Origin of the sequence: Gordonia sp. VNK1, assembly GCF_040049135.1 — a bacterium.
Lineage (GTDB): Bacteria > Actinomycetota > Actinomycetes > Mycobacteriales > Mycobacteriaceae > Gordonia > Gordonia oleivorans.
The window spans coordinates 249,757-274,355 of record NZ_JBDZDJ010000006.1; the positions used below are offsets into that span (position 1 = coordinate 249,757).

The window sequence follows — 24,599 nt, forward strand, 5'->3', positions numbered from 1 at the left end:
GACACGGGACTGGTTGATCCACAAGTTACGGCGCTGTTGGCGTTCCTTACTCCTCCACCAACTGCCCGTCCGGGTCGAGGTGCGCCAGAATTCGGGCACCCATCTTGGTGATGTCGGCCGGAATATGCTCGGTGGCCTTTTCGCCGAGGGTGGCTTCGGCGGCGACCTTCTTGTCATGCGCGACGGCATTCGGAATGTTGTCCAACGCTTCCAACGCCGCCGACAGGTGAGTGTGACCGATCAAACCCTTCTCATACGCGGCCGACAGCGTCGGGAACTTCGGTTCCTCCGGTTGCCCGGTCAATCCATGGAATCGGGCGGTGGCCTTCATGTGAGCGATGCGCATGGTGGGTTGCGCGATCCGCAGATCGTAGTTCAGAAAATTCGACAGACTGACTTTGCCGACCTTGCGGTGCACACCACGATCCGAGATTTCCAGGATCGCCCGGTCACCCTGAAAGTGGGTACGGGTCGCGATCTGTTCGGACAGTTTCGCCGCCTCCACCACCTCGAGGTCGGAGCAGGCGGTCATCGGAGTGGCGGCCAACTCGTCCAAGATCTCGGAGAGTTGATGCATCAGCTGCAGTGGTCGTGACATGGGACTGTCGGTGGTGTCTGTCATGCTGATGTCACCTCCCCCGAGAAGGCCGTTGTGGCGTATGTGTTCTATTATAGCCACTCTCGAAGGCACTCGCAATTGTTTTCTATCCACAGTTTGTGGATACGTGAATGTGGTTGGGGTGCTGGCTATTTCCAGCCTTGTGTCACCGGGTCTCGACACGGTTCGTCGCTAGCGCTCCTCACCGGCTCGACCGGCGAGATGAGGGGCCCGACCAGCGGGATGGGTGATCGACCGGCGAGATGAGGGGCCCGACCAGCGGGATGGGTGATCGACCGGCGGGATGTGGGGCCGGTCGGCGAAATGTGGGTGCTCGGCCGGCGGGATAGCGGCTCGACCAGCGGGATAGAGGCTCGACCGACGGGATGAGGGTGTTCGACCGGCGGAAGGTGTTGTCAGTACAACGGTTCGCCGGGCAACGGATCGCGCCCGATCGTCGGATCGAAGGGCAGATTCCGGATCAGTTCGGGCCGTTCGTCGTACGGCTCGACGAGCGGCTCCGCCGTGCGCAGGTACTCACCGAGGTAGTCGAAGAACCACATCCGGAACGACCCGTCGTCGAGGCGATACCCGCGTTGGAGCGCCCCGGACACCAGGTCGAAACCTAAGTCGGGCGAACATGTCCCGAAGGCGTCGAGGAAATCGGCGCATCGCTCGTCGTCGAACCACATCACCCGGCGTACGTCCGGGTCGTCGTCGGTGTCGTGCGCCGCCCACCACCGTTCCTGTTCGGCGTCCGACATGCCCCAGAGTGGGCTGGCCGTCGGCGTGGTCGACCACCGGAATGCCGGATCGTTCACCTGGAACAGACCCCACTCGCCCTGCCCCCAGGTTGCGACCGGCGACGCCAGACGCGCCCGCGCCAGCCGCCACCCCGGCAGTGGTTCGCCGAAATAGACCGGCGACACCAGGCACTGCTCACACACGCGCGGCCGCCCCGACGACTACAACAGGGTGGCGCCGTTCGGCGCGGCGTCGGCAGCCACCGCCGAGTAGGCGGCAGCGATCAGCGACGGATCCGGTCCCTCGAGTCGCCCCGGCTTGGCGAGCCCGTCGAGGACGACGAAACGCATCACACCCGAGCGGTTCTTCTTGTCCCCGGCCATGGTTGTCAGCAGGTCACCGAGCGCGTCGGCGTCGTAGGTGGTGGGCAATCCGACGAGATCGAGGATCGACTTGTGACGGTCGGCAGTGGCGTCGTCCAGGCGCCCGGCCAGGCGCGCGAGCTCGGCGGCGAACACCAGTCCGACGGCCACGGCGGCACCGTGGCGCCAGCGGTACCGTTCACGCCGCTCGATGGCATGGCCGAGGGTGTGCCCGTAGTTCAGGATCTCGCGGAGTGAGGCCTCTTTGAGGTCGGCGGACACCACGTCGGCCTTCACCTGCACCGACCGCCGGATGAGCTCCGGCAGCACCGTTCCGGTGGGATCGGTGGCCGCGGCCGGATCCGCCTCGATGAGGTCGAGGATCACCGGATCGGCGATGAAACCGGTCTTGATGACCTCGGCGAGGCCGGCGATGACCTCGTTGCGCGGCACGGTCTCGAGGGTGGCGATGTCGATGAGGACGGCGTCGGGTTCGTGGAAGGCCCCGACGAGATTCTTCCCGGCGTCGGTGTTGATGCCGGTCTTGCCGCCGACGGCGGCGTCGACCATGGCCAGCAGGGTCGTCGGGACGTGGATGACGCCGATGCCACGCATCCAGGTGGCGGCGACGAATCCGGCGAGGTCGGTGGCCGCTCCCCCACCCAGCGACACGATCTTGTCGTTGCGTTTCAGGCCGATCCGGCCGCACACGTCCCAGCAGAACTCGGCGACCTTGAGGTCCTTACCCGCCTCGGCGTCCGGGATCTCCACCCGGTGCGCATCGAATCCTTTGTCGGACAGGAACTCCCGGATCTGTTCGGCGGTCTGTGCGAGGGTCGGCTGATACAGGACGGCAACGCGGTCGGCACCGGCCGCGGCCTGCGCGAGGTCACCGAGAAGGCCCCGACCGATGATGACGTCATAGGGCGACGACGCGTTGACGGCGATGCGGACGGGTTCGGTCGACGTGGCAGGGTCGGTCATGACGTCCTCTCGGGAACGAGTTCGCGAAGTTCGTGGGCGATGGCGGTGACGATCTCGTCGGCGACCTGCTCGGGATCACCGGCCGCGGCATCGACCTCGATGGTGGCCACTCCGGCGTAGGTGTCGGCGCGCTGCTCGAGCAATTCGCGGTATCGCGCAGCGGGATCGGCGGATGCGAGCAGCGGCCGATCCGAACCCGACACCCGCGCGAAGCCGGATTCGGCACCGACACGCAGATGAATCACCCGGTGTCCGGCGAGTGCGTCGGCGACCGCCGGCGTGGTCACCGCACCGCCACCGAGTGCGACGATTCCGCGATGATTCTCGAGGATGTCGAGGACGACGTCGCGTTCGATCTCCCGGAACCGGGTCGGGCCGGAGCCGGTGAAGATCTCCGGGATGGTCTGCCCCACGCGGTGTTCGATCTCGGTGTCGGTGTCGATGAAATCGACACCGAGGCGATCGGCGAGAACCTTTCCGACGGTGGACTTTCCGGCGCCCATGAAGCCGATGAGGACCGCAACCGGGCGGTCGGGCCCGCCGACCTGTGCGCCGCTGTCGGGGGCCGTCATGAGCGGGGCGGCCGGGTCGCGATGTGTTTCAGGTACCCGCGCAGGTTCTCACTGGTCTCGGCCACCGAATCGCCACCGAACTTCTCCAGCGCGGCCTGTGCCAGCACGAGCGCGACCATCGACTCGGCGACCACACCCGCGGCGGGCACCGCACACACATCCGAGCGTTGATGGATCGCACTGGCCTGATCACCGGTGCTCATGTCGATCGTCGACAACGCCCGCGGCACGGTCGAGATCGGCTTCATCGCCGCACGTACCCGGATGTCCTCGCCATTGGACATGCCGCCCTCCAGACCGCCCGCGCGGTTGGTGGACCGCAGTACGCCGTCGGGGCCGGGCACCATCTCGTCGTGCGCCTGGCTGCCGCGGCGGCGCGCGGTGGCGAAGCCGTCGCCGACCTCGACACCCTTGATGGCCTGGATGCCCATGAGGGCACCGGCCAGGCGCGCGTCGAGTCGGGTCTCGCCGCTCACATGGGAACCGAGTCCGACCGGCACATTGGTGGCGACCACCTCGACGACGCCGCCGAGGGTGTCGCCGTCCTTCTTGGCGGCCTCGATCTCGGCGATCATCTGCGTCTCGGCCGTCGTATCGAAGGCCCGCACCGGGCTGGCGTCGATGGCCTCGAGATCGGCGATCGTCGGGGCCGGACCCGCATAGGGATCGCTCGCACCGATCGAGATGACGTGGGAGACGATGTCGATCCCGAGTACCTGGCGCAGGAAGTTGCGGGCCACGGTCCCGGCGGCCACCCGGGCGGCGGTCTCGCGGGCACTGGCCCGCTCGAGGATCGGCCGCGCATCGTCGAAGCCGTATTTGAGCATGCCGGAGAAATCGGCATGCCCGGGACGTGGCCGGGTCAGCGGCGCGTTCCGCGCGCTGCCCTCGAGTTCGGCGGCGTCGACGGGATCGGCGGCCATCACGGTTTCCCACTTGGGCCACTCGGTATTGCCGATCTCGATCGCGATCGGCCCGCCCATGGATCGGCCATGACGCATGCCGCCGATCACGGTGACCTTGTCGGCCTCGAACTTCATCCGGGCGCCCCGGCCGTAGCCGAGTCGACGACGGGCCAATTGCAGGGCGATATCCGATGACGTGACCTCGACTCCGGCGACCATCCCCTCGACGATCGCCACGAGGGCCGGGCCATGGGACTCTCCGGCGGTTATCCAGCGCAACACAAGGATCAATTGTTCCATGCGCCGACGACGACCCCGACCGCGGCCGTGGCCAGGAAGGCCCCGGCGAGGGCGGGCCCGTGCGGTCGGCGCACTCGCCCACCGCGACCGAGCACGAATTCGGCCAGCGTGATCACCTGCGCGATCAGCACCATCACCAGCGCCGACACCGGATCGCCGAGCACACCACCGAGGACGAAGGCGAGCTTGACGTCGCCGGCGCCACACGCACCTGCGAGGAATCCCGACAGGTAGGCCAGGGACCCGGCGACCGCCGCTGCCAACACGACGGGATGGATGGCGCCGGCGATGATCATCGCCGCGACACCGGGGACGATGGCGATGTTCGGTATCCGGGAATGCCGGTGATCGAATCCGGCGATCACCGCCAGCCACGCGAGGATCACCGAGGTTGCCGACGCCGTAAGCGCCGCTGCAGGGGTCATCGGTGCAGTGTCACCGACGATGGGCACCACGCCACGTCACCGACGCGGGCATCGCCGCCCACCTGTGAGCCCCGGAGGCTCTGGGGATGACGGGTGAGGACGCGCGGGCGGCGGGGTCTCCCCGGTCGGCGCGCACCGGCTCACTCGGCCGCAGCGCCGATCGCCGCGGCCATCGCCTCCCGCGGAGCGGGGTACCCGGTGAACTGCTCCACCTGGGAGAAGGCCTGGTTCAGCAACATCACCAGACCACCGACCACCCGTCCGCCGGCCTCGGTGACCGCGGCGGCGAGCGGGGTCGGCCACGGATCGTAGATCACGTCGACCACCCGGGCGGCCGCCGACAGCGAGCCGACCACGGCGGCGGCCCCCGCGGCAGGTGCGGTCGACACCGTCACCGCGGATTCGGCGCAGCGCCGGGTGAGGTCGTCGTCGGAGGCGAACGGCAGCAGGGATGCGCGGACCCCGAGTCGGTCGGCGAGGTCGAGGACACCGCGGGCCCGGTCGGCACTTCGGGCGACGACGGTCACGTCGTCGACTCCGGCCGCCACCAGCGCGGCGACCGTGGGCAGGGCCGTCCCACCGGCTCCGACGACGACGGCCGCGCGCGGCAGCGTGGTGCCGACCGTCTCGGGGAGCACCCCGAGTGCGGCGAGCGCGCCGGTCATCCCGTCGATGTCGGTGTTGTCGGCACGCCATCCCGCCTCGGTCCGGACCAGGGTGTTGGCGGATCCCACCAGCACGGCCCGCGGGGTGCGTTCGTCGGCGACCGCGAGGGCCGCCAGCTTCGCCGGCATCGTCACCGAGAACCCGACCTGCGCCGGGCTCGCCGACCGCACGATCGTCGGCAGGTGCTCGGCGGTGCACTCGGTACGCACGTAGGTCCAGTCGGTCAGGCCGAGAGCACGATATGCCGCCAGATGCAGGTCCGGTGACCGCGAATGTGAAATGGGTGAGCCGAGCACGGCCGCGGCACGCGCATGTCGTCCGCCCACCGGCCCGGCCAACCCCGGCCGGTCCAACGGCGGAGGGCTCACCGGCACGTGATGAACCTGTTGCGGCACGCGGTGCTGATGTTGCGCCGATGCTGATCGAAGTCGGCGGTGAACAGGGTCGTCCCCTTCGCGTCGACGGTGACGAAGTACAGCCAGTTGCCGTCGGCGGGTTGCTCCATCGCCTCGAGTGCCTGCTCCTCGACCGCCCCGATCGGGGTGGGTGGCAGCCCCCGGATCACATAGGTGTTCCACGGCGTACCGGCCCGCAGGTCCTCGTCGTGCACGTTGAGGTCGACCACCTGAGCGGTGTAGTTGGCCGTCGAGTCGAACTCCAGCTTCTGACCCTTGTCCAGCCGGTTGAGGATGACCCGGGCCACCTTGGGGTAGTCGGCCGGATTGACCTCGCCCTGCAGGAGCGATGCCGCGACCAGCGTCTGGTACGGGCTCAGACCGGAGCTGTTGTTGCTCAACAGCCCCCACTTCTCATACATCGCGGCGCTCTGGGTGATCAGTGAGCGCAGGATCTCGGTGGCCGACTGACCCGGGTCGATCGATTCCCACGTCCCGGGGGCGATGAGGCCCTCGATCCGACGATGGTCACCGTCCAGACCGGTCACCGCGTCGCGCGCCCACGACGGAATCCCCAGATCGGCGACACTCGCCTGCGCGGCGGCGTCGTCGAGTTGCTCGACAGTCACCCCGATGCGTTGGCCGTTGATGTCCACCCCGGTCTGGTTGGCGATCATCTCGAAGATGCCCGGGGTGACCCGCCCGGAGGTGTCCCGTTTGGTGTCCACCGGGGTGCCCGGGGGAACCACGATCCGCCCGACGCGGTGCGTCGCATCCGGATCGGAGATCATCTCGACCGCCGTCGACGCCGGGATCTCGGTGCGCATCTTGTAGTACCCACTCGACAACGACGCATCACCCGCGGCATCGACGAAGGCGTGCACGCTGCCGACCACGTCGTCGTCGACGAGGATCTGCCCCATCTGCTTGATCGTCGTGTCATCGGGGATGTGCACCAACACGTCCCCGGTGCCCTGGGCGTTCGTATAGTCCTTGCGCGAATCGAGCAGTCCGGCCTTCTTCGCTCCCACCAGACCGACGCCGACCACCAGCAGCAACACCACGACGGCGGCGACGATCATCCCGATCCGACGACGTCGACGACGGCGAATCCCGGCGGGCCGCCGATCCGGATGATCGTCGACCGGTGCTCCGCCGGTGTCTGCGACGACGGTGTCGGCCGCGGTCCGGTGATCGGCGGTGTCGTGCGCGATGACGGTGTCGTGGGCCGCGGTGTCGGCGAAACCGGAACCGCCCTCGTCCGACACGGTCGGATCTGCCAGTGCCGCAAGCGCTCCGGGCGCCACCACCCGTGACGTGGGGGCGACGGATGTCGGGTCGACCGTCTCGGTGGGCACCTCATCGGTGCCGAATCCGTCGAGGTCGCTCGGCTCTGTCTGTTCGGTCTGCTCGGTGCCGACCTGGTCCGCATCGACGTCTTCCCCGGGCGGAGCGGTGGGCGTCGCGTCGGTGACCGACTGCTCGATGACCGGCTGCTCGGTGACCGGCTGTTCGGTGACCGGCTGCTCGATGACCTCGCTCGAAGGCTCGGGACGCTTGCGCAGGTCGGTGACGGCGGCCTCGTCGACCGTCGGCGTCGCGACCGGCGCCATCTTGCGGGTGTCGATCGTGGTGTCGATCGTGTCGGTGCGAGCCACCCGGGCCCGCATCGAGGTCGGCGCGGACCCCGTCGGGGCGGCGCCCGGTGAGGCGGGCGCGCTGCTGCGGTTCGGGGCGGGGGTGGTCGCCGGAGCCGGACCGGCGGTGCCGTCCGCGCGGCGCCGGCGGTGCCGGGTGCTGGGTCGACCCTCGACCGATTGCGTGAAGTACCGCAACCGTTCGGGATCCATGCTCCCGCCCGTGTGATCGGAGTGCTCTCGATGGCGACTCCGATGCCGTTCGTCGGTCACCGCGGATACCCTCCCTGGTTCCGGTTCGACGGTGTGGCTGCTCGCCGCACCGCCCCCCGGCACGTGCGCACTTCACGCAGCACCACCGCTGCGTGACGATCGGACTCTCCGATCGATGGACGTCGGCCGAACGCGCGCGGACTCATCGTCGCGCGTCCAGCCATCCCTGCAGAATAGCGACCGCGGCCGCCTGATCAATGACCCCGCGCGAAGACTTTGCCGAACGGCCGCTGGCGCGCAATGCCTGCGCGGCGGTGACCGTAGTGAGACGCTCGTCCACATATTCCACCTCGACCGGCGCGATTGCGCTGGTCAGGGCGTCGCCGAACTCCCGGGCCGCCGTCACCGCGACGCCATCGGTGTTACGCAATGTCTTGGGCAACCCGATGATCACGCCGATCGCCTCGTACTCGGCCACCAGCGTGGCGATCCGGGCGATGTCGGTGCCACCGGAGGTGTCGCGACGCACGGTTTCCACCGGCGTGGCGAGGATGCCGTCGGGATCGCAGACCGCCACACCGATGCGCACACTACCCACATCGATGCCGAGGCGACGTCCCCGCTGCAATGGCATCAGCCGAGCAACTCGCGAATCCGGCGGACCGCCGCGTCGACGCCGTCGGGATTGGTGCCCGATCCCTGCGCGAGATCCGGTTTGCCGCCGCCGCGGCCGCCGACGAGTCCGGCGATGTCCTTGACGATGTCACCGGCCTTGGTGCCCGCGGAGCGCGCCGCGTCGGTCGTGGCGATGACGAACGGCACCTTGGTGTCGGCGCCGTCCCCGGTGGTCGAGAAGAGCGCGACGACCGCCGCCCGATCGGCGACCCGGCCCCGCAGATCGGTGGCCACCGACCGCAGACCGTTCGCGTCCAGGCCCGGCAGGGTACCGCTGACCAGCAGTGTCGAGCCCACCGTCGTCGCCTCGTCGAGCAGTCCGGAGGCCGCCGCGCGTGCCGCGTCGGCCCGCAACTTCTCCACCTGCTTCTCGGCGTCGCGCAGCTTCGTGACGAGGGACTCGACGCGTCCGGGCACCTCCTCGGAGGGCACCTTCAACGACGACGCCAGCCCGGCGAGCAGGGCGCGTTCCTTGGACAGGTATCGGAACGAGTCCATCCCGACGTAGGCCTCGACGCGTCGGACACCCGATCCGACCGAGGATTCACCGATCACCGTCACCGGCCCGATCTGCGCCGACGATGCGACGTGGGTGCCACCGCACAGTTCCATCGAGAACGGCCCGCCGATCTCGACGACGCGGACCTCGTCGCCGTAGTTCTCGCCGAACAGGGCGAGCGCCCCCATCGCCTTGGCCTCGGTCAACCCGGTCTCGAAGGTGTTCACCGGATAGTTGGCCTCGACGGCGGCGTTGCTGATCTCCTCGATCTCGGTGCGCTGCGCCTCGGTCAGTGCCGAGCCGGAATGGAAGTCGAAACGCAGGTATCCGGGGCGATTGAGCGAGCCGGCCTGCGTGGCGCTCGGACCGAGGACCTGCCGCAGCGCGGCATGCACCATGTGCGTTCCGGAGTGTCCCTGGGTCGCGCCGTGCCGCCACGCCTGGTCGACCGCCGCGATCACCTCGTCGCCCTCGACGATCTCGCCGGCCTCGACGACCACACTGTGCAACCACACGGTCTTACCCGCACGCTGGACATCGCGCACCCGCAGGCGGGCGCCGGTGCTGGTGGTGATGGCACCGGTGTCGGCCATCTGACCGCCGGACTCCGCGTACAGCGGCGTGCGGTCGAGGATCACGGTGAGTTCCTGCCCCGCGGTGGCGTTGCGTACCCGCACCCCGTCGGCGACGAGTCCGAGAACGCGGGCCTCCGACACCAGCTCGTCATAGCCGGTGAACTCGGTGGGACCGCGGTCGAGGAATTCGCGGTACACCCCAGCGTCGGCGTGCCCGGTCTTGCGGGCCGTCGCATCGGCCTTGGCGCGGGCCTTCTGTTCGGCCATGAGTTCGGTGAAGCCGGTCTCGTCGACCTTCAGCCCGGCCTCCGCGGCCATCTCCAGGGTCAGGTCGATGGGGAAGCCGTAGGTGTCGTGCAGGGTGAAGGCGTCGTTGCCGGACAGGACCGTTTTGTCGGCCTTCTTGGTGGCGGCGGCCGCGTCGGCGAACAGCTTGGTGCCGGCGGCGAGGGTCTTGGCGAAGCTGTTCTCCTCCCCCTCGGCGACGGTGAGGATGTGGTCCCGCTGCGCGGCGAGTTCCGGATACGACGGCGCCATCAGGTCGATCGCCATGCCGACGAACGCTCCGATCGTCGGTCCCTGTGCGCCGAGCAGACGCGCCGAGCGGACCACGCGGCGCAGGAGTCGGCGCAGCACGTAGCCGCGGCCGTCGTTGCCGGGCAGCACGCCGTCGCCGATGAGCATCGCCGAGGTGCGGGTGTGGTCGGCGATGACGCGGAATTTCACGTCATCGTCGTGATGGCCGGCGCCGTAGGCGCGTCCGGTGACCTCGGCGGCGAGGTCGATGATCGGCTTGAGCAGATCGGTTTCGTAGACGTTGTCGACGCCCTGCAGCAGGCATGCGACACGTTCGATACCCATGCCGGTGTCGATGTTCTTCTTGGGCAGCGGCCCGAGGATCTCGTAGTCCTCCTTGCCGCCGCCGGGGCCGCGGACGTTCTGCATGAACACGAGATTCCAGATCTCGATGTATCGGTCCTCGTCGGCCTCCGGGCCGCCCTCGACGCCGTAGTCGGGGCCGCGGTCGTAGAAGATCTCCGAACACGGACCGCACGGCCCGGGCACACCCATCGACCAGTAATTGTCCTTCAGGCCGCGCCGCTGGATGCGTTCGGCGGGCACCCCGATCTCTTCGCGCCAGATGGACTCGGCCTCGTCGTCGTCGAGATAGACCGTGGGCCACAGCTTTTCGGCCGGGATGCCGTATCCGCCGTCGTCGACGCTGTTGGTCAGCAGCGTCCACGCGAAGTTGATGGCCTCGCGCTTGAAATAGTCGCCGAAGGAGAAGTTGCCGGCCATCTGGAAGAACGTGTTGTGGCGGGTGGTGATGCCGACCTCGTCGATGTCGAGGGTGCGGACGCACTTCTGCACGCTGGTCGCGCGATCGAACGGCGGTGTCTGCTCGCCGAGGAAGTACGGCTTGAACGGCACCATGCCCGCGTTGACGAACAACAGGTTCGGGTCGTCGAGGATGAGCGAGGCGCTGGGCACCTCGGTGTGCCCGGCGGAGATGAAGTGATCCAGGAATCGCTTCCGGATGTCATGCGTCTGCACTGCGGTGTCGTCCTCGGGAAGTGGTTGGGCTATCTGCGACTTACCAGCCTACCGTCGAGTACTCATCGGTGATCTCACCGGCGCCGGGATACGCCTCGCCACGCCCGTCACACCCGGCTCATGAGCGGCGGACAGTGGGAGGACGCTGTCAACGAGCAACCGAGCGCTGTCAATGGACGAAGAGCGCTGTCAACGAGTGAGAGAGCGCCGTCAGCGTGACCGCGAGCGTGAGGTCACCCGCCGGATGATGGATCTCAGTTTGGTGACCCGCGGCCCGATCTCACGTTCGAAACCGTGGTCGGTGGGCTGGTAATAGTCGACGCCCACCAGATCATCGGGTGGATACTGTTGCGGCACAACACCATCGGGGTCGTCATGGGGATACCGGTAGCCGACCCCGCTGCCCAGCGTCTTCGCGCCGGCGTAGTGACTGTCACGCAGATGAGCGGGTACCGCGCCGGCCTTTCCGGCCTCGACGTCGGCGAGCGCGGCGCCGATCGCGGTCACCACCCCCGCCGACTTCGGGGCGGTCGCGAGATGGATGGTGGCCTGGGTGAGGGCCAGTTTGGCCTCGGGCATGCCGACCAGCGCGACCACCTGTGCGGCGGCCACGGCCGTCTGCAGTGCGGTCGGATCGGCCATGCCGATGTCCTCGCTGGCGTGGATCATCAGCCGGCGTGCGATGAACCGCGGGTCCTCGCCCGCGCTGATCATCCGGGCCAGATAGTGCAGCGCGGCATCGACATCGGACCCGCGGATCGACTTGATGAACGCGGAGGTGACGTCGTAGTGCTGGTCGCCGTCCCGGTCATAGCGCACGGCGGCCTTGTCGATGGCCGCCTCGACGTCGGCGAGATCGACCGGCGGCACGGCGTCATCCCCGTCCGCGCCGTCCCGGTCCGGGTCCGTGTCGGAGAGCACCGTGTCGGCGGCCGCCTCCAACGCCGTCAGTGCGCGACGCGCATCCCCGCCGGCGACGGCGACGAGATGGTCGTAGGCGGCGTCGGTGACCGCGACCCGGCCGCCGAGCCCGCGGTCGTCGGCGACGGCGCGCCGCAGCACCTCGCGGATGTCGTCGTCGGTGAGCGATCGCAGTCGCAGCACCAGCGATCGGGACAAGAGCGGCGACACGACCGAGAAGGAGGGATTCTCGGTGGTGGCCGCCACCAGCAGCACGATGCGGTTCTCCACCGCGTGCAGCAGTGCGTCCTGCTGGGTCTTGGAGAAACGGTGGACTTCGTCGATGAACAGGACGGTCTGCTCGCCGTCGACGAGTCGGCGACGGGCGACCTCGATGACCGCACGCACCTCCTTGACCCCGGCCGACAGCGCCGACAACGCCTCGAAGCGACCGCCGGCGGCCGTCGAGATCAACGACGCCATGGTGGTCTTGCCGGTTCCCGGCGGTCCGTAGAGCAGCACCGATGCCGCACCGGATCCGCTGATCAGGCGCCGCAACGGCGACCCGGTACCGAGCAGATGCGCCTGCCCGACGATCTCGTCGAGGGTGCGCGGCCGCATCCGCACGGCCAGCGGCCCCGTCGTCGGCGATCCGACGACACCGGCCCCGGTGTCACCGCTGGTGGGCATCCCGGGAACCTCCGGTGGGTCGAACAATCCGTCCATCGCGAGGGTCAGGAGAGCCACACCCGGTGCAACGCCACACCCATCGCGGTCGCGAAGTCGGCGATCTCCGGATCGACGGGCGCCGCCGCGGTTGCCAGATCCGACCACCGCGCGACGATCACCCGGGGATCGTTGGTGTGCAGGGCCCAGTCGTGGGCGTAGTGCGAGCCGACCGCCTCGTCGGCGTCGATGTCGACGGTGTCCAGATCGAGGTCGCCGATCCCCAGTCCGTCGATCCTCACACCGTCGACGGCGGTGCCGTCGAGGTCGCGCAGGTCGACACCGTGGGCAGCGAGATCCTCGTCCCCGTGGCCGACGGGCAGGTGCGCGGCACCCCCGATGTCGGCGTCGTCGTCGGGCAGCATCCAGATCGTCGACAACCACACCCAGAGCAGCCGTGCGATCACCAGGGTGCGTTGCAGGTCGCCGTCCCGACGCAGCGCCGGCCAGATGCCGTGGACCTCCGAACGCCACGCATCGACCATGGCGATCTCCAGGTCACCGTGCCGATCGAGGGCCTGCGGGCCCAGTTGCGCGGCGAAGGTGACCAACGCGTAGGCGATGTCGAGGCTGGCGTCCCGGAAGCCACCCCACTCGTAATCCATGAACTGCACGCCCGCCTCGTTGAGCAGGATGTTCTCCGGGCCCACATCCGACGGGCTGAAGGCGCGGTGATCGCCCTCGTCGAAGAGCCGGCAGGCGGTGTCGAGCGCGCGGACGACGCTGCACCCCATCTCGACGCCGAGATCGGCAGCCCGGGCACGGGCCACCCGTGACGCGCGCAGTGCCTCCTCACGCAGCAGGTCACCGCCCTGGGTGCCGGCCGGTCCGCGCCGGACCAGCGCCGCGAAGTCTCCTTCGCCACCGACGGTGGCCGCGTGCATACGGCCGAGCGCCTGACCCCACGCGCTGATCGCCCGGGAGGTCTCGACCACATCGGTCCCGGCGAGCAGATCGGTCATGGCATTGCCTCGTCCGAGGTCGGACAGCACCATCAGTCGTACATCCGGATCCGATGCGATCAGCTGCGGGCCCGGCCGGGACTCGGTGGGCAGCGCGGTGGCGTACTTGTAGGACGCGATCTCGCGGTGGAACGCGTGCGGATCCTCGTGTTGCGGCAGGGCCTTGATGACGAGGGTGCGATCCATCGACAGCGGATTCTGGGCGACTCGTACGCGCACCACGATGGTGCGCCCACTTCCACCGAGATCCTCCGGTTCGGCGAGCACCACCGGCGAACCGGCTCGATGCGACAACAGGGCCTCTGCTGCACGCACCACACTGGTGATGCGGCTTTCTGTGATGACCGTCATGGCGCCTTCCACGCTACCCAAAGACACCGACAGACGTCAGTGCCGCATTCGTTTCGTGATCGTTCAGATGACCCCGCGCAGCGCCGAGATGGCCGGCGGGATGGCCGCTGACCTCAGCCGATCCCCTCATCGGGGGACCGCTGAGGCGACACCTGCGGTGCGGAGCGACCCACCGCGGCGGGATCGTCGGCCGACGAATTACCGGCCGACGATTCCGCGCCGGATTTCTCGGCTGCGGATTTCTCGGCTGCGGATTTCTCGGCTGCGGATTTTGCGGCGGCCAACCCCGCGGCAGGGTCGACGCCCTCCTCGAGGGGACTGACGTCGACGGAGACGTCGATCTCGCTGCGCGTCGCATCGGTGTAGATCACCCCACGCAACGGCGGCACATCGTCGTAGTCACGGCCCCACGCCACCGTCACATGACGCTCGTCGACGAGTTTGTCGTTGGTCGGATCGAACGCCAGCCAGCGGTCACCGGGCAGCCACACCGCGGCCCAGGCATGGCTCGCATCGGCGCCGAAGGTGCGTTCCCGGCCGGGCGGCGGATCGGTGGCCAGGTATCCGGATTCGTAGCGGGCGGCCAGCCCCACCGACCGGAGGCAGGCGATCGCGACCCGCGCGAAGTCCTGGCAGACCCCTTCGCGACGCGACATCACGGTGTCGACCCGCGTGCTGATCGCCGTGGCGCCGGACTTGTAGGTGAAATCGCGGAAGATCCTCGAGGTCAGGTCGACGACCGCATCGATCAGCGGCCGCCCCGGGGTGAACACCTCACTGGCGTAGTCGCGGACCGCGTCGGTGATCTCCGGCGGGTCGAGATCGAGGGTGAACTCGGCGGCCAGGCCCGCACCGGCGGCCACCGGACGGGCCTCCTCCCACGGCGCCCGTACGGCCGGACTGACCAGCAGACCCGAGTCGATCGGGTCGACCTCGACCACCGACGCCCCGGTCACCACCAGCGCCAGGTGATCGGCGTGCACATGGAAGTAGGTGTCGGTGTTGCCGTACGCGTCGAGTCCCGAGGACCGGTCGTCGGGGTCCGGATCGATCGTGACGTCGGTGTCGAGGACCCGCTGATGCGGCAGCTCGCGCGGGGTCAGATAGCACCGGCCATATGAGGAGGACACCTCGGCGTCGTAGGTGTAACAGGTCCGGTGGATCACCCGGTACCGGCGAGTGGTCGGCACGGTCGAGGTCGCCTCGGGTGCGCTCACGTGTCACCACCTCCGACACCCCAGATCGGCTGGGCGGGCAGCGGCGGCGCAAATCGGGTGCGCGTCAACGTATCCGACAGTTCAGAGGATCCTTCTCGCAGGGTGGTCAACAGTTCGACGAGGTCACCGCGATGCCCGTCGTCGCCCAGTGCCCCCAGGTCGGCGGGATCGATGCGCCGCAGTTCGGCCGTCATCTCCTCGACGATGCGTTCGGCCACCGCCGACCGCAGTTCCTCGGGCAGCCCGGTCAGATCGGACCGCAGCCGGTCGAGCTGATAGATCATCGCCCGCGGATTGGTCTCGTCGAACAGCAGCAACTGTACGACCGGCAGCAGCTGGTACAGACCGCGGCTGCGGCGCCGGTAGATGACCGCCGATTCGTTGGCGATCAGGAAAGATTCGAGCAGCGCCTGCTCCACCGACGTCTCGTGCGGGGATGCGAACAGTGTGGCGGTCAGGTCCGCGAGGGTGATGATGCGTTCGATCCGGCGCCCGACGTCCATCAGCAACCACGCGGCGTCGTGCACCATCGACTCCGCCTGCAACCCCGACAACCCGAGCACGCCGTGCAGGATGTCCTCGTGGGTGCGGGCCAGATCGGGTCCGAGATCCAGCGCGGCGTCACCGAAGATCCCGTCGGTGCGCGCACCGGTGGCGGCGTCGATCTCGTGGGCGCGCCCGACCTGCCGCGTCAGGGTCTCCATGGCCCGCTCCATCGGCGTCAGCACCATCCACGTGCTGGTCGACATCTGATCGCGGACGGCGCGTGCGGTCGCGACCAGACGTTCGACGGCGTACGCGACGGTGCCGGGTACCCACCGGTCGATGGTCAGATCGGTGATCCGCACGATGGCCTCGTTGACCTGTGCCGGCGACGGATGCCGGTTGACGTCCTCGACCAGCAGATCCGCGGTGTGCAGGTGCTCGGCGGTGCCGGTCACCGTGGCCACCGCATGCAGCAGCAGCGGCACGGCCGAGGTGCCGTTCATCCACGGCCGGTACTGGAAGTCCTGGTAGCGCTCGCGGGCCACCTTGGCCAGCCGGGTCACCAGTTCGGTCCGCTCGCCGTAACGACCGAACCAGAACATGTCGGCGAGCACGCGTGGGCTCGCGCCCGCCGCGACCTCCTGATAGTCGGAGACCGACACGCGCTCCGGACGGATCGTGATGACCTCTTCGGCCGGTTCCCCGCGGGTTTCGGAGCGGCGCGACACGTGCCCGCCGACCTCCGTGCTGGTCACCCACACGTCCTTGGCCGCGACCGTCTGCAACGCCGCACCGCCGACACCGTCGGCGAGCACCGATCCCAGTCCACCCGGCATCACCGCATAGGTGGGGCCCTGCGCGACGCTGAACGCGCGGACCGACACCGGCGCCGCGCGGAGCACTCCCCCGGCACGTCCGGGGAACACACCCTGGGTCATCGTCGGTGCCACCGAGTAGTGCTCGATGGTGCGCGCCACCCAGTCGATGCCGCGCACGCCGATGCGGTCGGCCAACTCCTCGCGTTCGGCCCTGTCGAGGAGCGGGCCGATCAGCTCGTCACCGGTGCGGGTGTTGGTCAGCACGAGGTGGTCGAGGTCGGCGAGGACCTTCGTGCGCTGCAGGTCGTCGCCGGCCCACAACGTCGGCACCGACGGCAGGGCGAGTTCCTCGTCGAGGAGGACCGGGGCGATGCGGTCGAGCACCGTGTGCAATGCCGGGTTCTCACACACCCCGCTGCCCAGGGTGTTGACGACGGTGACGGTGCCACGCGAGATGGCCTCCACCAGCCCGGCCACACCCAACCGCGAATCGGTGCGCAGGTCGAGCGGGTCGGCGTAGGCGGCGTCGAGGCGCCGCAGCAGCACGTCGACGCGTTTGAACTTGCCCAGCGACCGCATGTACACCGCGCCGTCGCGGACGGTGAGGTCGGCACCCTCGACCAGCGGCACGCCGAGCGTCGAGGCGAGATAGGCCTGGTCGAACGCCGTTTCGGACATGCTGCCCGGACTCAGCACGGCCACCGTCGGATCGTCGACGCCGCGCGGCGCGTAGTCGAACAGGGCCAGGCGCAGGGTTCCGGCGAACGTCGTCATCGGTCGCGGCGCGCACGACTGGAACAGTTGCGGGAAGGTCCGCGACACCAGCCGCCGGTCGACGATCGCGAACCCGATACCCGACGGCGCCTGGGTGCGGTCGGCATAGGTGACGAAGCTGCCGTCCGGCATCCGACACAGGTCGACCGCGTGCAGGAACAGTGCATGCGGACCCGGGACCTGCAGTCGCGCGGCCTTACGGATGTAGCCGGGATGACCGAACACCATCGCCGGCGGCACCAGGCCCGAGGTGATGAGCTTCTGGTCGCGGTAGAGGTCACGCAGGATCAGGTCGAGCAGCATCGAGCGCTGCGTGATCGCCTTCTCCAGCGAGGCCCACTCGACGCCGTCGACGATGAGCGGCACCGGATCGACCTGCCACGGCCGGGCGAGGGTCGTCGACCCGTCGAAGGCGTTGTAGACGACACCCTCGTCACTCGTCGCCGATGCCAGCCGCGCGGCGGCGGCGGCCAGCCGCGCATCGCCGCGCATGCCGTAACCGGAGACCAGCTCGTCCCACGCCGGACGCACCGCGCCGGTGGCGTCGAGCATCTCGTCGTAGTGGCCCGTTCCGGCGGCGCCGGAATCCGTGTCGGCGGCACCAAGATCCCTGTCGGCGGCAGCGGCGACCGCGCCCTCACCGAGCTGGTCGAGATCGAACAGCGCAAATCCGTCGGAGCGATACCGGTCGAACACCGCGGGTAGCCGACCACCCGCAGAAACAGTCACCGGAGAACTGTACGTGCCCGGCGTAGATCGAGTACCGCCGGGACCCCGGCGTCGACGGCCTGCCGGGCCTGACGCTCCCGCAACAACCCGACGTCGAGATCTCCGCTGGTGTGCCCGGAGGCCTCGAAGCGGCCGTTGCGCCGCGACTCGGCCTCCACCGCGTTGACCGGCGGCCGATCGTAGGCGCGTCCACCCGGGTGGACGACGTGATACGTCGCGCCGCCGACCGAGCGCCCGTTGACGGTGTCGACGAGGTCGAACGTCAGCGGGGTGTCGATGGTGATCGTCGGATGCAGGGAGCTCGGCGGCTGCCATGCCCGGAACCGGATGCCGGCGACACGTTCGCCGGTGCGGCCGGTGCCGCGCAGCGGTACCGGATGCCCGTTGCAGGTCAGCACATACCGATCGTCGTCACCGCCGGTGACGCGGACCTGGACGCGTTCGATCGAGGAGTCGACGTAGCGGGCCGTGCCGGTCCCGGTGGATTCCTCACCGAGGGTGTTCCACGGCTCGATCGCGCCGCGCAGCTCGACCTCCTGGTCACGGATCTGCACGGTGCCCAACCGTGGGAACCGGAACTCGGTGAACGGGTCGAGCCACGAGGTGTCGAACGGATACCCCGCCTCGCGCAGTTCCTCGGCCACCAGTGCGATGTCGGAGATGATGTAGTGCGGCAGCAGGTACTTGCCGTGCAGGTCACCGCCGTGGCGGATGAGACGTGCCCGGTAGGGGTGCTCCCAGAACCACGACACCAGCGAACGCACCAGCAACGACTGGACCATCGCCATGCGGTGATGCGGCGGCATCTCGAAGCCGCGCAGTTCCAGCAGGCCGAGGCGGCCGCGTGGCGAGTCGGGGCTGTAGAGCTTGTCGATGCAGAACTCGGCGCGGTGGGTGTTGCCGGTGATGTCGGTGAGCAGATGCCGCAGGGCTCGGTCGGTGACCCATGGGTTCGGCGGCGCGTCCGCGCTCTCACCGGCGGGTGCCTTCTCCGACAGCCGGTCGATCTCGGCGAACGCGATCTCGAGTTCGTACAGCGCCGATTCGCGCCCCTCGTCGGCACGCGGCGCCTGCGACGTGGTTCCCACGAACTTGCCGCTGAACAGGTAGGACAGCGCGGGATGCCGCTGCCAGTAGGTCAGCATCGACACCAGCAGGTCGGGGCGGCGCAGCAGCGGCGAGTCGGCCGGGGTGGGCCCGCCCAGGGTGATGTGGTTACCACCACCGGTGCCGCCGTGACTGCCGTCGAGGTCGAAGGTCTCGGTCCCCAGCCGGGTGTGACGGGCGTGCTCGTACAACGACGCCAACAACTCCGACTGGTCGGCGAAGCTCGTCGTCGGCTGGATGTTGACCTCGATGACACCCGGATCGGGGGTGACGGTCAGGGTGGTCAGACGCGGATCCGCGGGCGGTCCGTATCCCTCGATCACCACCGCGGTCGAGGTGGCCGCGGCGGCCTCCTCGATCATCCCGACGATCGCCAGATACTCCTCGAGGGTGGCCGTCGGCGGCAGGAACACGAACATCGTGTCGCCGCGCTTCTCGGCGACGACCGCCGACCGCGGGACGAAGGCGGCCGGGTGCATGTCGATGACCTGGTAGCCCAACGTCTCCGCGGGATCGTCGGGCAGCGCCTCGTGCGGTGCCGACGGGTCGGCGACGAACATCGTCGGCGCAGGTCCCCACGACAGTGAGTTCAACGGCAGCCGCAGACCCGCCGGCGAGGTGCCCGCGGTCAGCACCAGCCGACCGCGTCGGGTGGTCCAGCGCGCACTGTTCCACGCGGTCTCGTCCTCGGACCGGCTCAGCGGCAACACGTAGGCGGTCGGGTCGACCACGGCGGCGTCGAGGCGTTGCAGCAGGTCTCGACGCGCTTCGGTGGAGTCGGCGGGCGGTTCGATGTCGGTGTCGGGATCGTCGATCTCCACGGCGGCCTCGGCGCGCGCGAAGGCTCGGGCGGTCGGCGTGGTCGGGTCCATACCCGGATCGCCGGGCGGCAGCGCGGCCAGTTCACGCATCCGCACGAGCGGATCCTCGAAGGCCGGCATGACCTGCGACTCGGGCAGGCCCAGCGCACCGGCGAACGACAGCAGCAACTTCTCGGCGGCCGCCGCACCCTCGGCGGTGGGTGCCGGTCCGGCGATCTCGGTGGCGATGGACTCGTCGGCGGCGCTGCGGCTCGACCACGGGTCGGCGAGCAGTTCCGGACGTGTCCAGATCGGCTTGCCGTCTTCTCGCCACATCAGCGCGATCTGCCAGCGCGGGAGCGGTTCACCCGGATACCACTTGCCCTGGCTGCGTTGCACGAGTCCCTGCGGCGCGTAGTCCTTCTGCAGGCGGCCGGCCAGCTCGGAGGCCAGTTGACGTTTGTGTGGACCGTCGGCGGCGGTGGTCCATTCCGGATCGCTCTGATTGTCGATGCTGACGAAGGTCGGTTCGCCGCCCATCGTCAGGCGAACGTCACCCGCCTTCATCTTGGCGTCCACCACGGCGCCGAGGTCGACGACCCGTTCCCACTGGGAGGCCGTGTAGGGCAACGTGACCCGCGGGTCCTCGTGGTAGCGGCTGACGGTGTTGGAGAAGTCGAGGGTGGCGTGGCACGGGCCGGTGGCCCCGGTGATCGGCGCGGCCCCGCCCGGGCTGGGCGTCGCGGCGAGCGGGATGTGTCCCTCACCGGCGAACAGTCCCGACGTCGGGTCCATCCCCACCCAGCCGGCGCCGGGCAGATAGACCTCGGTCCAGGCGTGCAGGTCGGTGAAGTCGGCGTCGGGTCCGGACGGACCGTCGAGCGACTTCACATCGGAGGTCAGCTGCACCAGGTACCCGGAGACGAAGCGGGCGGCCAGGCCCAGCTCCCGCAGCAACGCCACCAGCAGCCACGCCGAGTCACGGCACGACCCGATCGCCGAGGACAGCGTGTACTCCGGACTCTGCACACCCTGCTCCAGACGCACGGTGTAGCCGACGGCCTGCTGGACCGCCTGATTGAGTCCGACGAGGAAATCGATGACGCGGATCTTCTTCGTCGGCAGATGCCGCGCCGCGAACTCGGCCACGTCCGGATGCACCGGGGCCCCGGCGAACTCGCCCTCGTTGACCCCGACGGGCCGCAGGTAGACCTCGAGGTCCTCCTTCAGCTCGGCCGGGTACTCGAAGCCGTAGTGCTCGGCCCAGTCCTCGATGAAGAAGTCGAACGGATTGATCGCCGTGAGGTCGGCAACCAGACTGACCGTGATCGACAGGGATTTGGCGGGCTCCGGGAAGACAAGGCGCGCAAGGTAATTGCTGAACGCATCCTGCTGCCAGTTGAGGAAGTGATCACCCGGCTCGACCTTGAGTGAATACGCCTCGATCGGGGTCCGCGAATGTGGGGCCGGGCGGAGCCGGACCACATGCGGAAAGATCTTGACGGGTCGGTCGAAGGCGTAGCTGGTGCGATGCTCCAGCGCGACCTTGATGGTCATGGGTCGACCACCTCTCTATCGGTCACCGGGTGAACTCGGGCGATGAGTCCTTACGGGGTCAAATCTCATCACAGATGTTGCGGTTGTGCCCGCCGTGCGACGGGCGTCACCGGCGAGGTCGATCAGCTGTCGGCGGAAGCGGGTGCGTCGGCCACCGCGGCATCGGCGGCCGGCGCGTCGCGGACCACCGGCTTGGCATCGATTCCCGACTCCTTGCGCTGCTGCGCGGTGATCGGCGCCGGGGCCTCGGTCAACGGATCCACGCCACCACCGGACTTGGGGAAGGCGATGACCTCACGGATCGACGACTCCCCGGCGAGCAGGGCGGTGATGCGGTCCCAGCCGAAGGCGATGCCCCCGTGCGGCGGGGCACCGAAGGCGAAGGCGTCGAGCAGGAAGCCGAACTTCTCCTGCGCCTCCTCCGGCCCGATGCCCATGATCTCGAAGACCCGTTCCTGCACGTCGCGGCGGTGGATACGGATCGACCCACCACCGATCTCGTTGCCGTTGCAGACGATGTCGTAGGCATAGGCCAGCGCCGCACCGGGATCGGACTCCAGATGCTCGAGCGACTCCGGTGTGGGTGAGGTGAACGCATGGTGCACCGCGGTCCACGCACCCGATCCGACCGCGACGTCACCGGCCGCGGTCGCCTCACCGGTCGGCTCGAACAGCGGGGCGTCGACGACCCACACGAACGCCCAGTCGGCGGTCGCGGGATCGATGACCTCCCCGGGGGCCGGGATCAGGCCCTGACGGGTCGCGATCTCGACCCGCGCGGCGCCGAGCAGCGCCCGCTGGGCCTTGGCCGGTCCGGCCGCGAAGAACACGCAGTCCCCCGGCGCCGCGCCGACATGGGCTGCCAGCCCCGCGCGTTCGGCGTCGGAGAGGTTCTTGGCCACCGGCCCACCGAGCGTGCCGTCCTCGCCGATGAGGACGTAGGCCAGGCCCTTGGCGCCACGCTGCTTGGCCCACTCCTGCCAGGCGTCGAGCGTGCGCCGCGGCTGCGCCGCACCGCCCGGCATGACGACCGCACCCACGTACGGCGCCTGGAAGACCCGGAACGGGGTCTGCGCGAAGTACTCGGTGCACTCCACGAGCTCGATCCCGAATCGCAGGTCGGGCTTGTCGGTGCCGTACCGGCGCATCGCGTCGGCGTAGGTCATCCGCGGGATCGGGGTGGACAGTTCGACGCCGACGAGGCGCCACAACGCCACCAGAACCTCCTCGGCGAGGGTGATCACGTCATCCTGGTCGACGAAACTCATCTCGACGTCGAGCTGGGTGAACTCCGGCTGCCGGTCGGCCCGGAAGTCCTCGTCGCGGTAGCAGCGGGCGATCTGGAAGTAGCGTTCCATGCCGGCGACCATCAGCAGCTGCTTGAACAACTGCGGGCTCTGCGGAAGCGCATAGAAGTTACCCGGCTGCAGTCGCGCGGGCACCAGGAAGTCGCGCGCGCCCTCGGGAGTGGACCGGGTCAGTGTCGGCGTCTCGATCTCGACGAAGTCGCGGGCCAGCAGCACACCGCGGGCGGCGGCGTTGACCTTCGAGCGCAGCCTCAGCACCGCTCCCGGACGGTCCCGACGCAGGTCGAGGTAGCGGTAGCGCAGCCGCGCCTCCTCCCCGGGCGACTCATCGAGCTGGAACGGCAACGGCGCCGACTCGTTGAGCACGTGCAGCTGCGCCGCGTTGATCTCGATCTCCCCGGACGGCAGATTCGGGTTCTCACTGCCCTCGGGGCGGACCTCGACGACACCGGTCACCGCGATGCAGTACTCGGCGCGCAACCGATGCGCGGCCGCGGCGACCTGCTCGTCGCGGAACACGACCTGCACCAGTCCGCTGCTGTCACGCAGATCGATGAACACCACGCCACCGTGGTCGCGCCGGCGGGCCACCCATCCGGCGACGGTGACGGTCTGCGTGGCGTCTGCGCGGCGCAGAGATCCGGCCTGATGCGTGCGAAGCACTGGAGTCCTTCCTGGGGTGGAAAAGCTGGGGTGGAAAAGTCGGTGGGACGAATGCCCGGGTCAATCGTACGTAGCCGCCCGCGGCGTCGGCCCACCCGGTTGGTACCGCGGCCCGACCGGGTGGCGGCAGGCCACGCCAGAGTGGACCGAACACCCCGGGATGTCCGTGTTTCGTCGGTACGCTTCCCCCATGACCTTTCAGGGCAGTGGTCCCCTCGACACCGGGAACGTCTCCGGCGGCGGGGGCGGCGGAGGTGGCGGCGGACGCATCGCGCTCGGAGGCGGTGCCGGCCTGATCATCACGATCGTCGCGCTGCTCTTCGGGGTGAATCCGGGTGACATCCTGGGCGGCGGAGGCACCGGCACGTCGACGAATTCCGCCGCGTCGTCGGAGATCCAGCAGCACATCGACTCGTGCACCGTGGAGATGGCCAATCAGGGTGACGAGATCTGTCGCATCGTGGCCACCACGAACAGCCTCGACACGGTCTGGCCGACCCTGATGAGCAGCTACACACCGCCCAAGACCGTCATCTTCAACGATTCGGTGAACACCGCGTGCGGCGCCGCCACGTCGGCGACCGGGCCGTTCTACTGCCCCGCCGATCAGACCGCGTATTTCGATCCGTCGTTCTTCCGGACGCTGGAACAGATGGGCGGCAGTGACGGTGCCCTCGCCCAGGAATACGTCGTCGCCCACGAGTACGGGCATCACGTGCAGAACCTGACCGGTGCCCTGCAGAAGGGCCAGCAACTCGGGTCGCAGGGACCGCGATCGGGTTCGGTACGTGTCGAACTGCAGGCCGACTGCCTGGCCGGGGTGTGGGCCAATCACGCCGACGACGACAACCTGCCCTTCGCACTCAATGACCTGACCCAGGATCAGATCGCCGGGGTCATCCAGACCGCCAAGGCGATCGGCGACGACACGATCCAGGGTTCGAACTCCAACCCGGAGGGCTGGACCCACGGGTCGGCGCAGCAACGCGCCCGGTGGTTCACCGTCGGCTATCAGAGCGGTGACCCCAAGCGGTGCGACACGTTCGCGACCAACGACCTGTGACGGCCACGACGCCGGGACCGACGCCGGGATCACCG

18 protein-coding genes are annotated in these 24,599 nt (G+C 68.9%); 2 read left to right on the forward strand and 16 right to left on the reverse strand.

The window, feature by feature from the left end; translation table 11 throughout:
- Positions 1–46: 46 nt before the first annotated feature.
- From ABLE94_RS10045 to mltG, 8 genes are all read right to left on the reverse strand, one after another.
- Positions 47–622, reverse strand: coding sequence for a DUF222 domain-containing protein (locus ABLE94_RS10045; protein ID WP_348808674.1), 576 nt, complete (start codon positions 620–622; stop codon positions 47–49).
- A 392-nt stretch (positions 623–1,014) separates the two neighbouring features.
- On the reverse strand, positions 1,015–1,527 hold the full coding sequence (locus ABLE94_RS10050; RefSeq protein ID WP_348808675.1) for a hypothetical protein: 513 nt from the start codon (positions 1,525–1,527) through the stop codon (positions 1,015–1,017).
- A 36-nt stretch (positions 1,528–1,563) separates the two neighbouring features.
- Positions 1,564–2,688, reverse strand: coding sequence for a 3-dehydroquinate synthase (aroB, locus tag ABLE94_RS10055; protein WP_348803678.1), 1,125 nt, complete (start codon positions 2,686–2,688; stop codon positions 1,564–1,566).
- On the reverse strand, positions 2,685–3,260 hold the full coding sequence (locus ABLE94_RS10060) for a shikimate kinase (protein WP_348803677.1): 576 nt from the start codon (positions 3,258–3,260) through the stop codon (positions 2,685–2,687). Before ABLE94_RS10060 ends, aroB begins: the two co-directional genes overlap by 4 nt.
- Positions 3,257–4,465 (reverse strand): chorismate synthase, encoded by a 1,209-nt coding sequence (gene aroC, locus ABLE94_RS10065; RefSeq protein WP_348803676.1) that lies wholly within the window; start codon positions 4,463–4,465, stop codon positions 3,257–3,259. The genes ABLE94_RS10060 and aroC overlap by 4 nt, the downstream gene beginning before the upstream one ends.
- A complete protein-coding gene (locus ABLE94_RS10070; protein ID WP_348803675.1) occupies positions 4,453–4,890 on the reverse strand; it encodes a prepilin peptidase in 438 nt (145 codons plus the stop codon). Before ABLE94_RS10070 ends, aroC begins: the two co-directional genes overlap by 13 nt.
- Positions 4,891–5,030: 140 nt before the next feature.
- Positions 5,031–5,924, reverse strand: coding sequence for a shikimate dehydrogenase (locus ABLE94_RS10075; RefSeq protein WP_348803674.1), 894 nt, complete (start codon positions 5,922–5,924; stop codon positions 5,031–5,033).
- On the reverse strand, positions 5,921–7,609 hold the full coding sequence (mltG, locus tag ABLE94_RS10080; RefSeq protein ID WP_348808676.1) for an endolytic transglycosylase MltG: 1,689 nt from the start codon (positions 7,607–7,609) through the stop codon (positions 5,921–5,923). Before mltG ends, ABLE94_RS10075 begins: the two co-directional genes overlap by 4 nt.
- On the opposite strand from mltG, the gene ABLE94_RS10085 reads away from it, so the two are divergent.
- The gene (locus ABLE94_RS10085) at positions 7,593–7,817 is read left to right on the forward strand and encodes a hypothetical protein (protein ID WP_348808677.1); all 225 of its coding nucleotides are present in this window, start codon (positions 7,593–7,595) and stop codon (positions 7,815–7,817) included. The two genes, mltG and ABLE94_RS10085, sit on opposite strands and share 17 nt — an antisense overlap.
- Positions 7,818–8,003: 186 nt before the next feature.
- On the opposite strand, the gene ruvX is transcribed toward ABLE94_RS10085, so the two are convergent.
- The 8 genes from ruvX to aspS all read right to left on the reverse strand — a co-directional run bounded on the left by ruvX (position 8,004) and on the right by aspS (position 23,501).
- Complete coding sequence (ruvX, locus tag ABLE94_RS10090) at positions 8,004–8,435, reverse strand: Holliday junction resolvase RuvX (protein WP_348803672.1); 432 nt, start codon at positions 8,433–8,435, stop codon at positions 8,004–8,006.
- Complete coding sequence (gene alaS / locus ABLE94_RS10095; protein WP_348803670.1) at positions 8,435–11,104, reverse strand: alanine--tRNA ligase; 2,670 nt, start codon at positions 11,102–11,104, stop codon at positions 8,435–8,437. The genes ruvX and alaS overlap by 1 nt, the downstream gene beginning before the upstream one ends.
- Before the next feature lie 210 nt (positions 11,105–11,314).
- Complete coding sequence (locus ABLE94_RS10100) at positions 11,315–12,730, reverse strand: replication-associated recombination protein A (protein ID WP_348803929.1); 1,416 nt, start codon at positions 12,728–12,730, stop codon at positions 11,315–11,317.
- Positions 12,731–12,738: 8 nt separating this feature from the next.
- The gene (locus tag ABLE94_RS10105; protein ID WP_348808678.1) at positions 12,739–14,043 is read right to left on the reverse strand and encodes a hypothetical protein; all 1,305 of its coding nucleotides are present in this window, start codon (positions 14,041–14,043) and stop codon (positions 12,739–12,741) included.
- A gap of 113 nt (positions 14,044–14,156) precedes the next feature.
- Positions 14,157–15,260: a transglutaminase family protein gene (locus tag ABLE94_RS10110; RefSeq protein WP_348803667.1), complete on the reverse strand. Its 1,104-nt coding sequence runs from the start codon at positions 15,258–15,260 to the stop codon at positions 14,157–14,159.
- Entirely contained in the window at positions 15,257–18,067 is a 2,811-nt protein-coding gene (locus ABLE94_RS10115; protein ID WP_348808679.1) for a circularly permuted type 2 ATP-grasp protein, read from the reverse strand. The genes ABLE94_RS10110 and ABLE94_RS10115 overlap by 4 nt, the downstream gene beginning before the upstream one ends.
- Positions 18,064–21,531 (reverse strand): transglutaminase family protein, encoded by a 3,468-nt coding sequence (locus ABLE94_RS10120; protein ID WP_348803665.1) that lies wholly within the window; start codon positions 21,529–21,531, stop codon positions 18,064–18,066. Before ABLE94_RS10120 ends, ABLE94_RS10115 begins: the two co-directional genes overlap by 4 nt.
- Positions 21,532–21,653: 122 nt before the next feature.
- Entirely contained in the window at positions 21,654–23,501 is a 1,848-nt protein-coding gene (aspS, locus tag ABLE94_RS10125) for an aspartate--tRNA ligase (protein ID WP_348808680.1), read from the reverse strand.
- Positions 23,502–23,691: 190 nt separating this feature from the next.
- On the opposite strand from aspS, the gene ypfJ reads away from it, so the two are divergent.
- Positions 23,692–24,564 (forward strand): KPN_02809 family neutral zinc metallopeptidase, encoded by an 873-nt coding sequence (gene ypfJ, locus ABLE94_RS10130; protein ID WP_348803663.1) that lies wholly within the window; start codon positions 23,692–23,694, stop codon positions 24,562–24,564.
- Positions 24,565–24,599: the final 35 nt, after the last annotated feature.

Bases quoted from the DNA above. Each gene is read 5' to 3' on its own strand.
- ABLE94_RS10120 (WP_348803665.1), bottom strand. From the start codon at position 21,531: ATGACCATCAAGGTCGCGCTGGAGCATCGCACCAGCTACGCCTTCGAC.
- ABLE94_RS10070 (WP_348803675.1), bottom strand. From the start codon at position 4,890: ATGACCCCTGCAGCGGCGCTTACGGCGTCGGCAACCTCGGTGATCCTC.
- aroB (WP_348803678.1), bottom strand. From the start codon at position 2,688: ATGACCGACCCTGCCACGTCGACCGAACCCGTCCGCATCGCCGTCAAC.
- aroC (WP_348803676.1), bottom strand. From the start codon at position 4,465: ATGGAACAATTGATCCTTGTGTTGCGCTGGATAACCGCCGGAGAGTCC.
- ABLE94_RS10100 (WP_348803929.1), bottom strand. From the start codon at position 12,730: ATGGACGGATTGTTCGACCCACCGGAGGTTCCCGGGATGCCCACCAGC.
- ABLE94_RS10060 (WP_348803677.1), bottom strand. From the start codon at position 3,260: ATGACGGCCCCCGACAGCGGCGCACAGGTCGGCGGGCCCGACCGCCCG.
- ypfJ (WP_348803663.1), top strand. From the start codon at position 23,692: ATGACCTTTCAGGGCAGTGGTCCCCTCGACACCGGGAACGTCTCCGGC.
- ABLE94_RS10105 (WP_348808678.1), bottom strand. From the start codon at position 14,043: ATGACGGTCATCACAGAAAGCCGCATCACCAGTGTGGTGCGTGCAGCA.
- ruvX (WP_348803672.1), bottom strand. From the start codon at position 8,435: ATGCCATTGCAGCGGGGACGTCGCCTCGGCATCGATGTGGGTAGTGTG.
- ABLE94_RS10045 (WP_348808674.1), bottom strand. From the start codon at position 622: ATGACAGACACCACCGACAGTCCCATGTCACGACCACTGCAGCTGATG.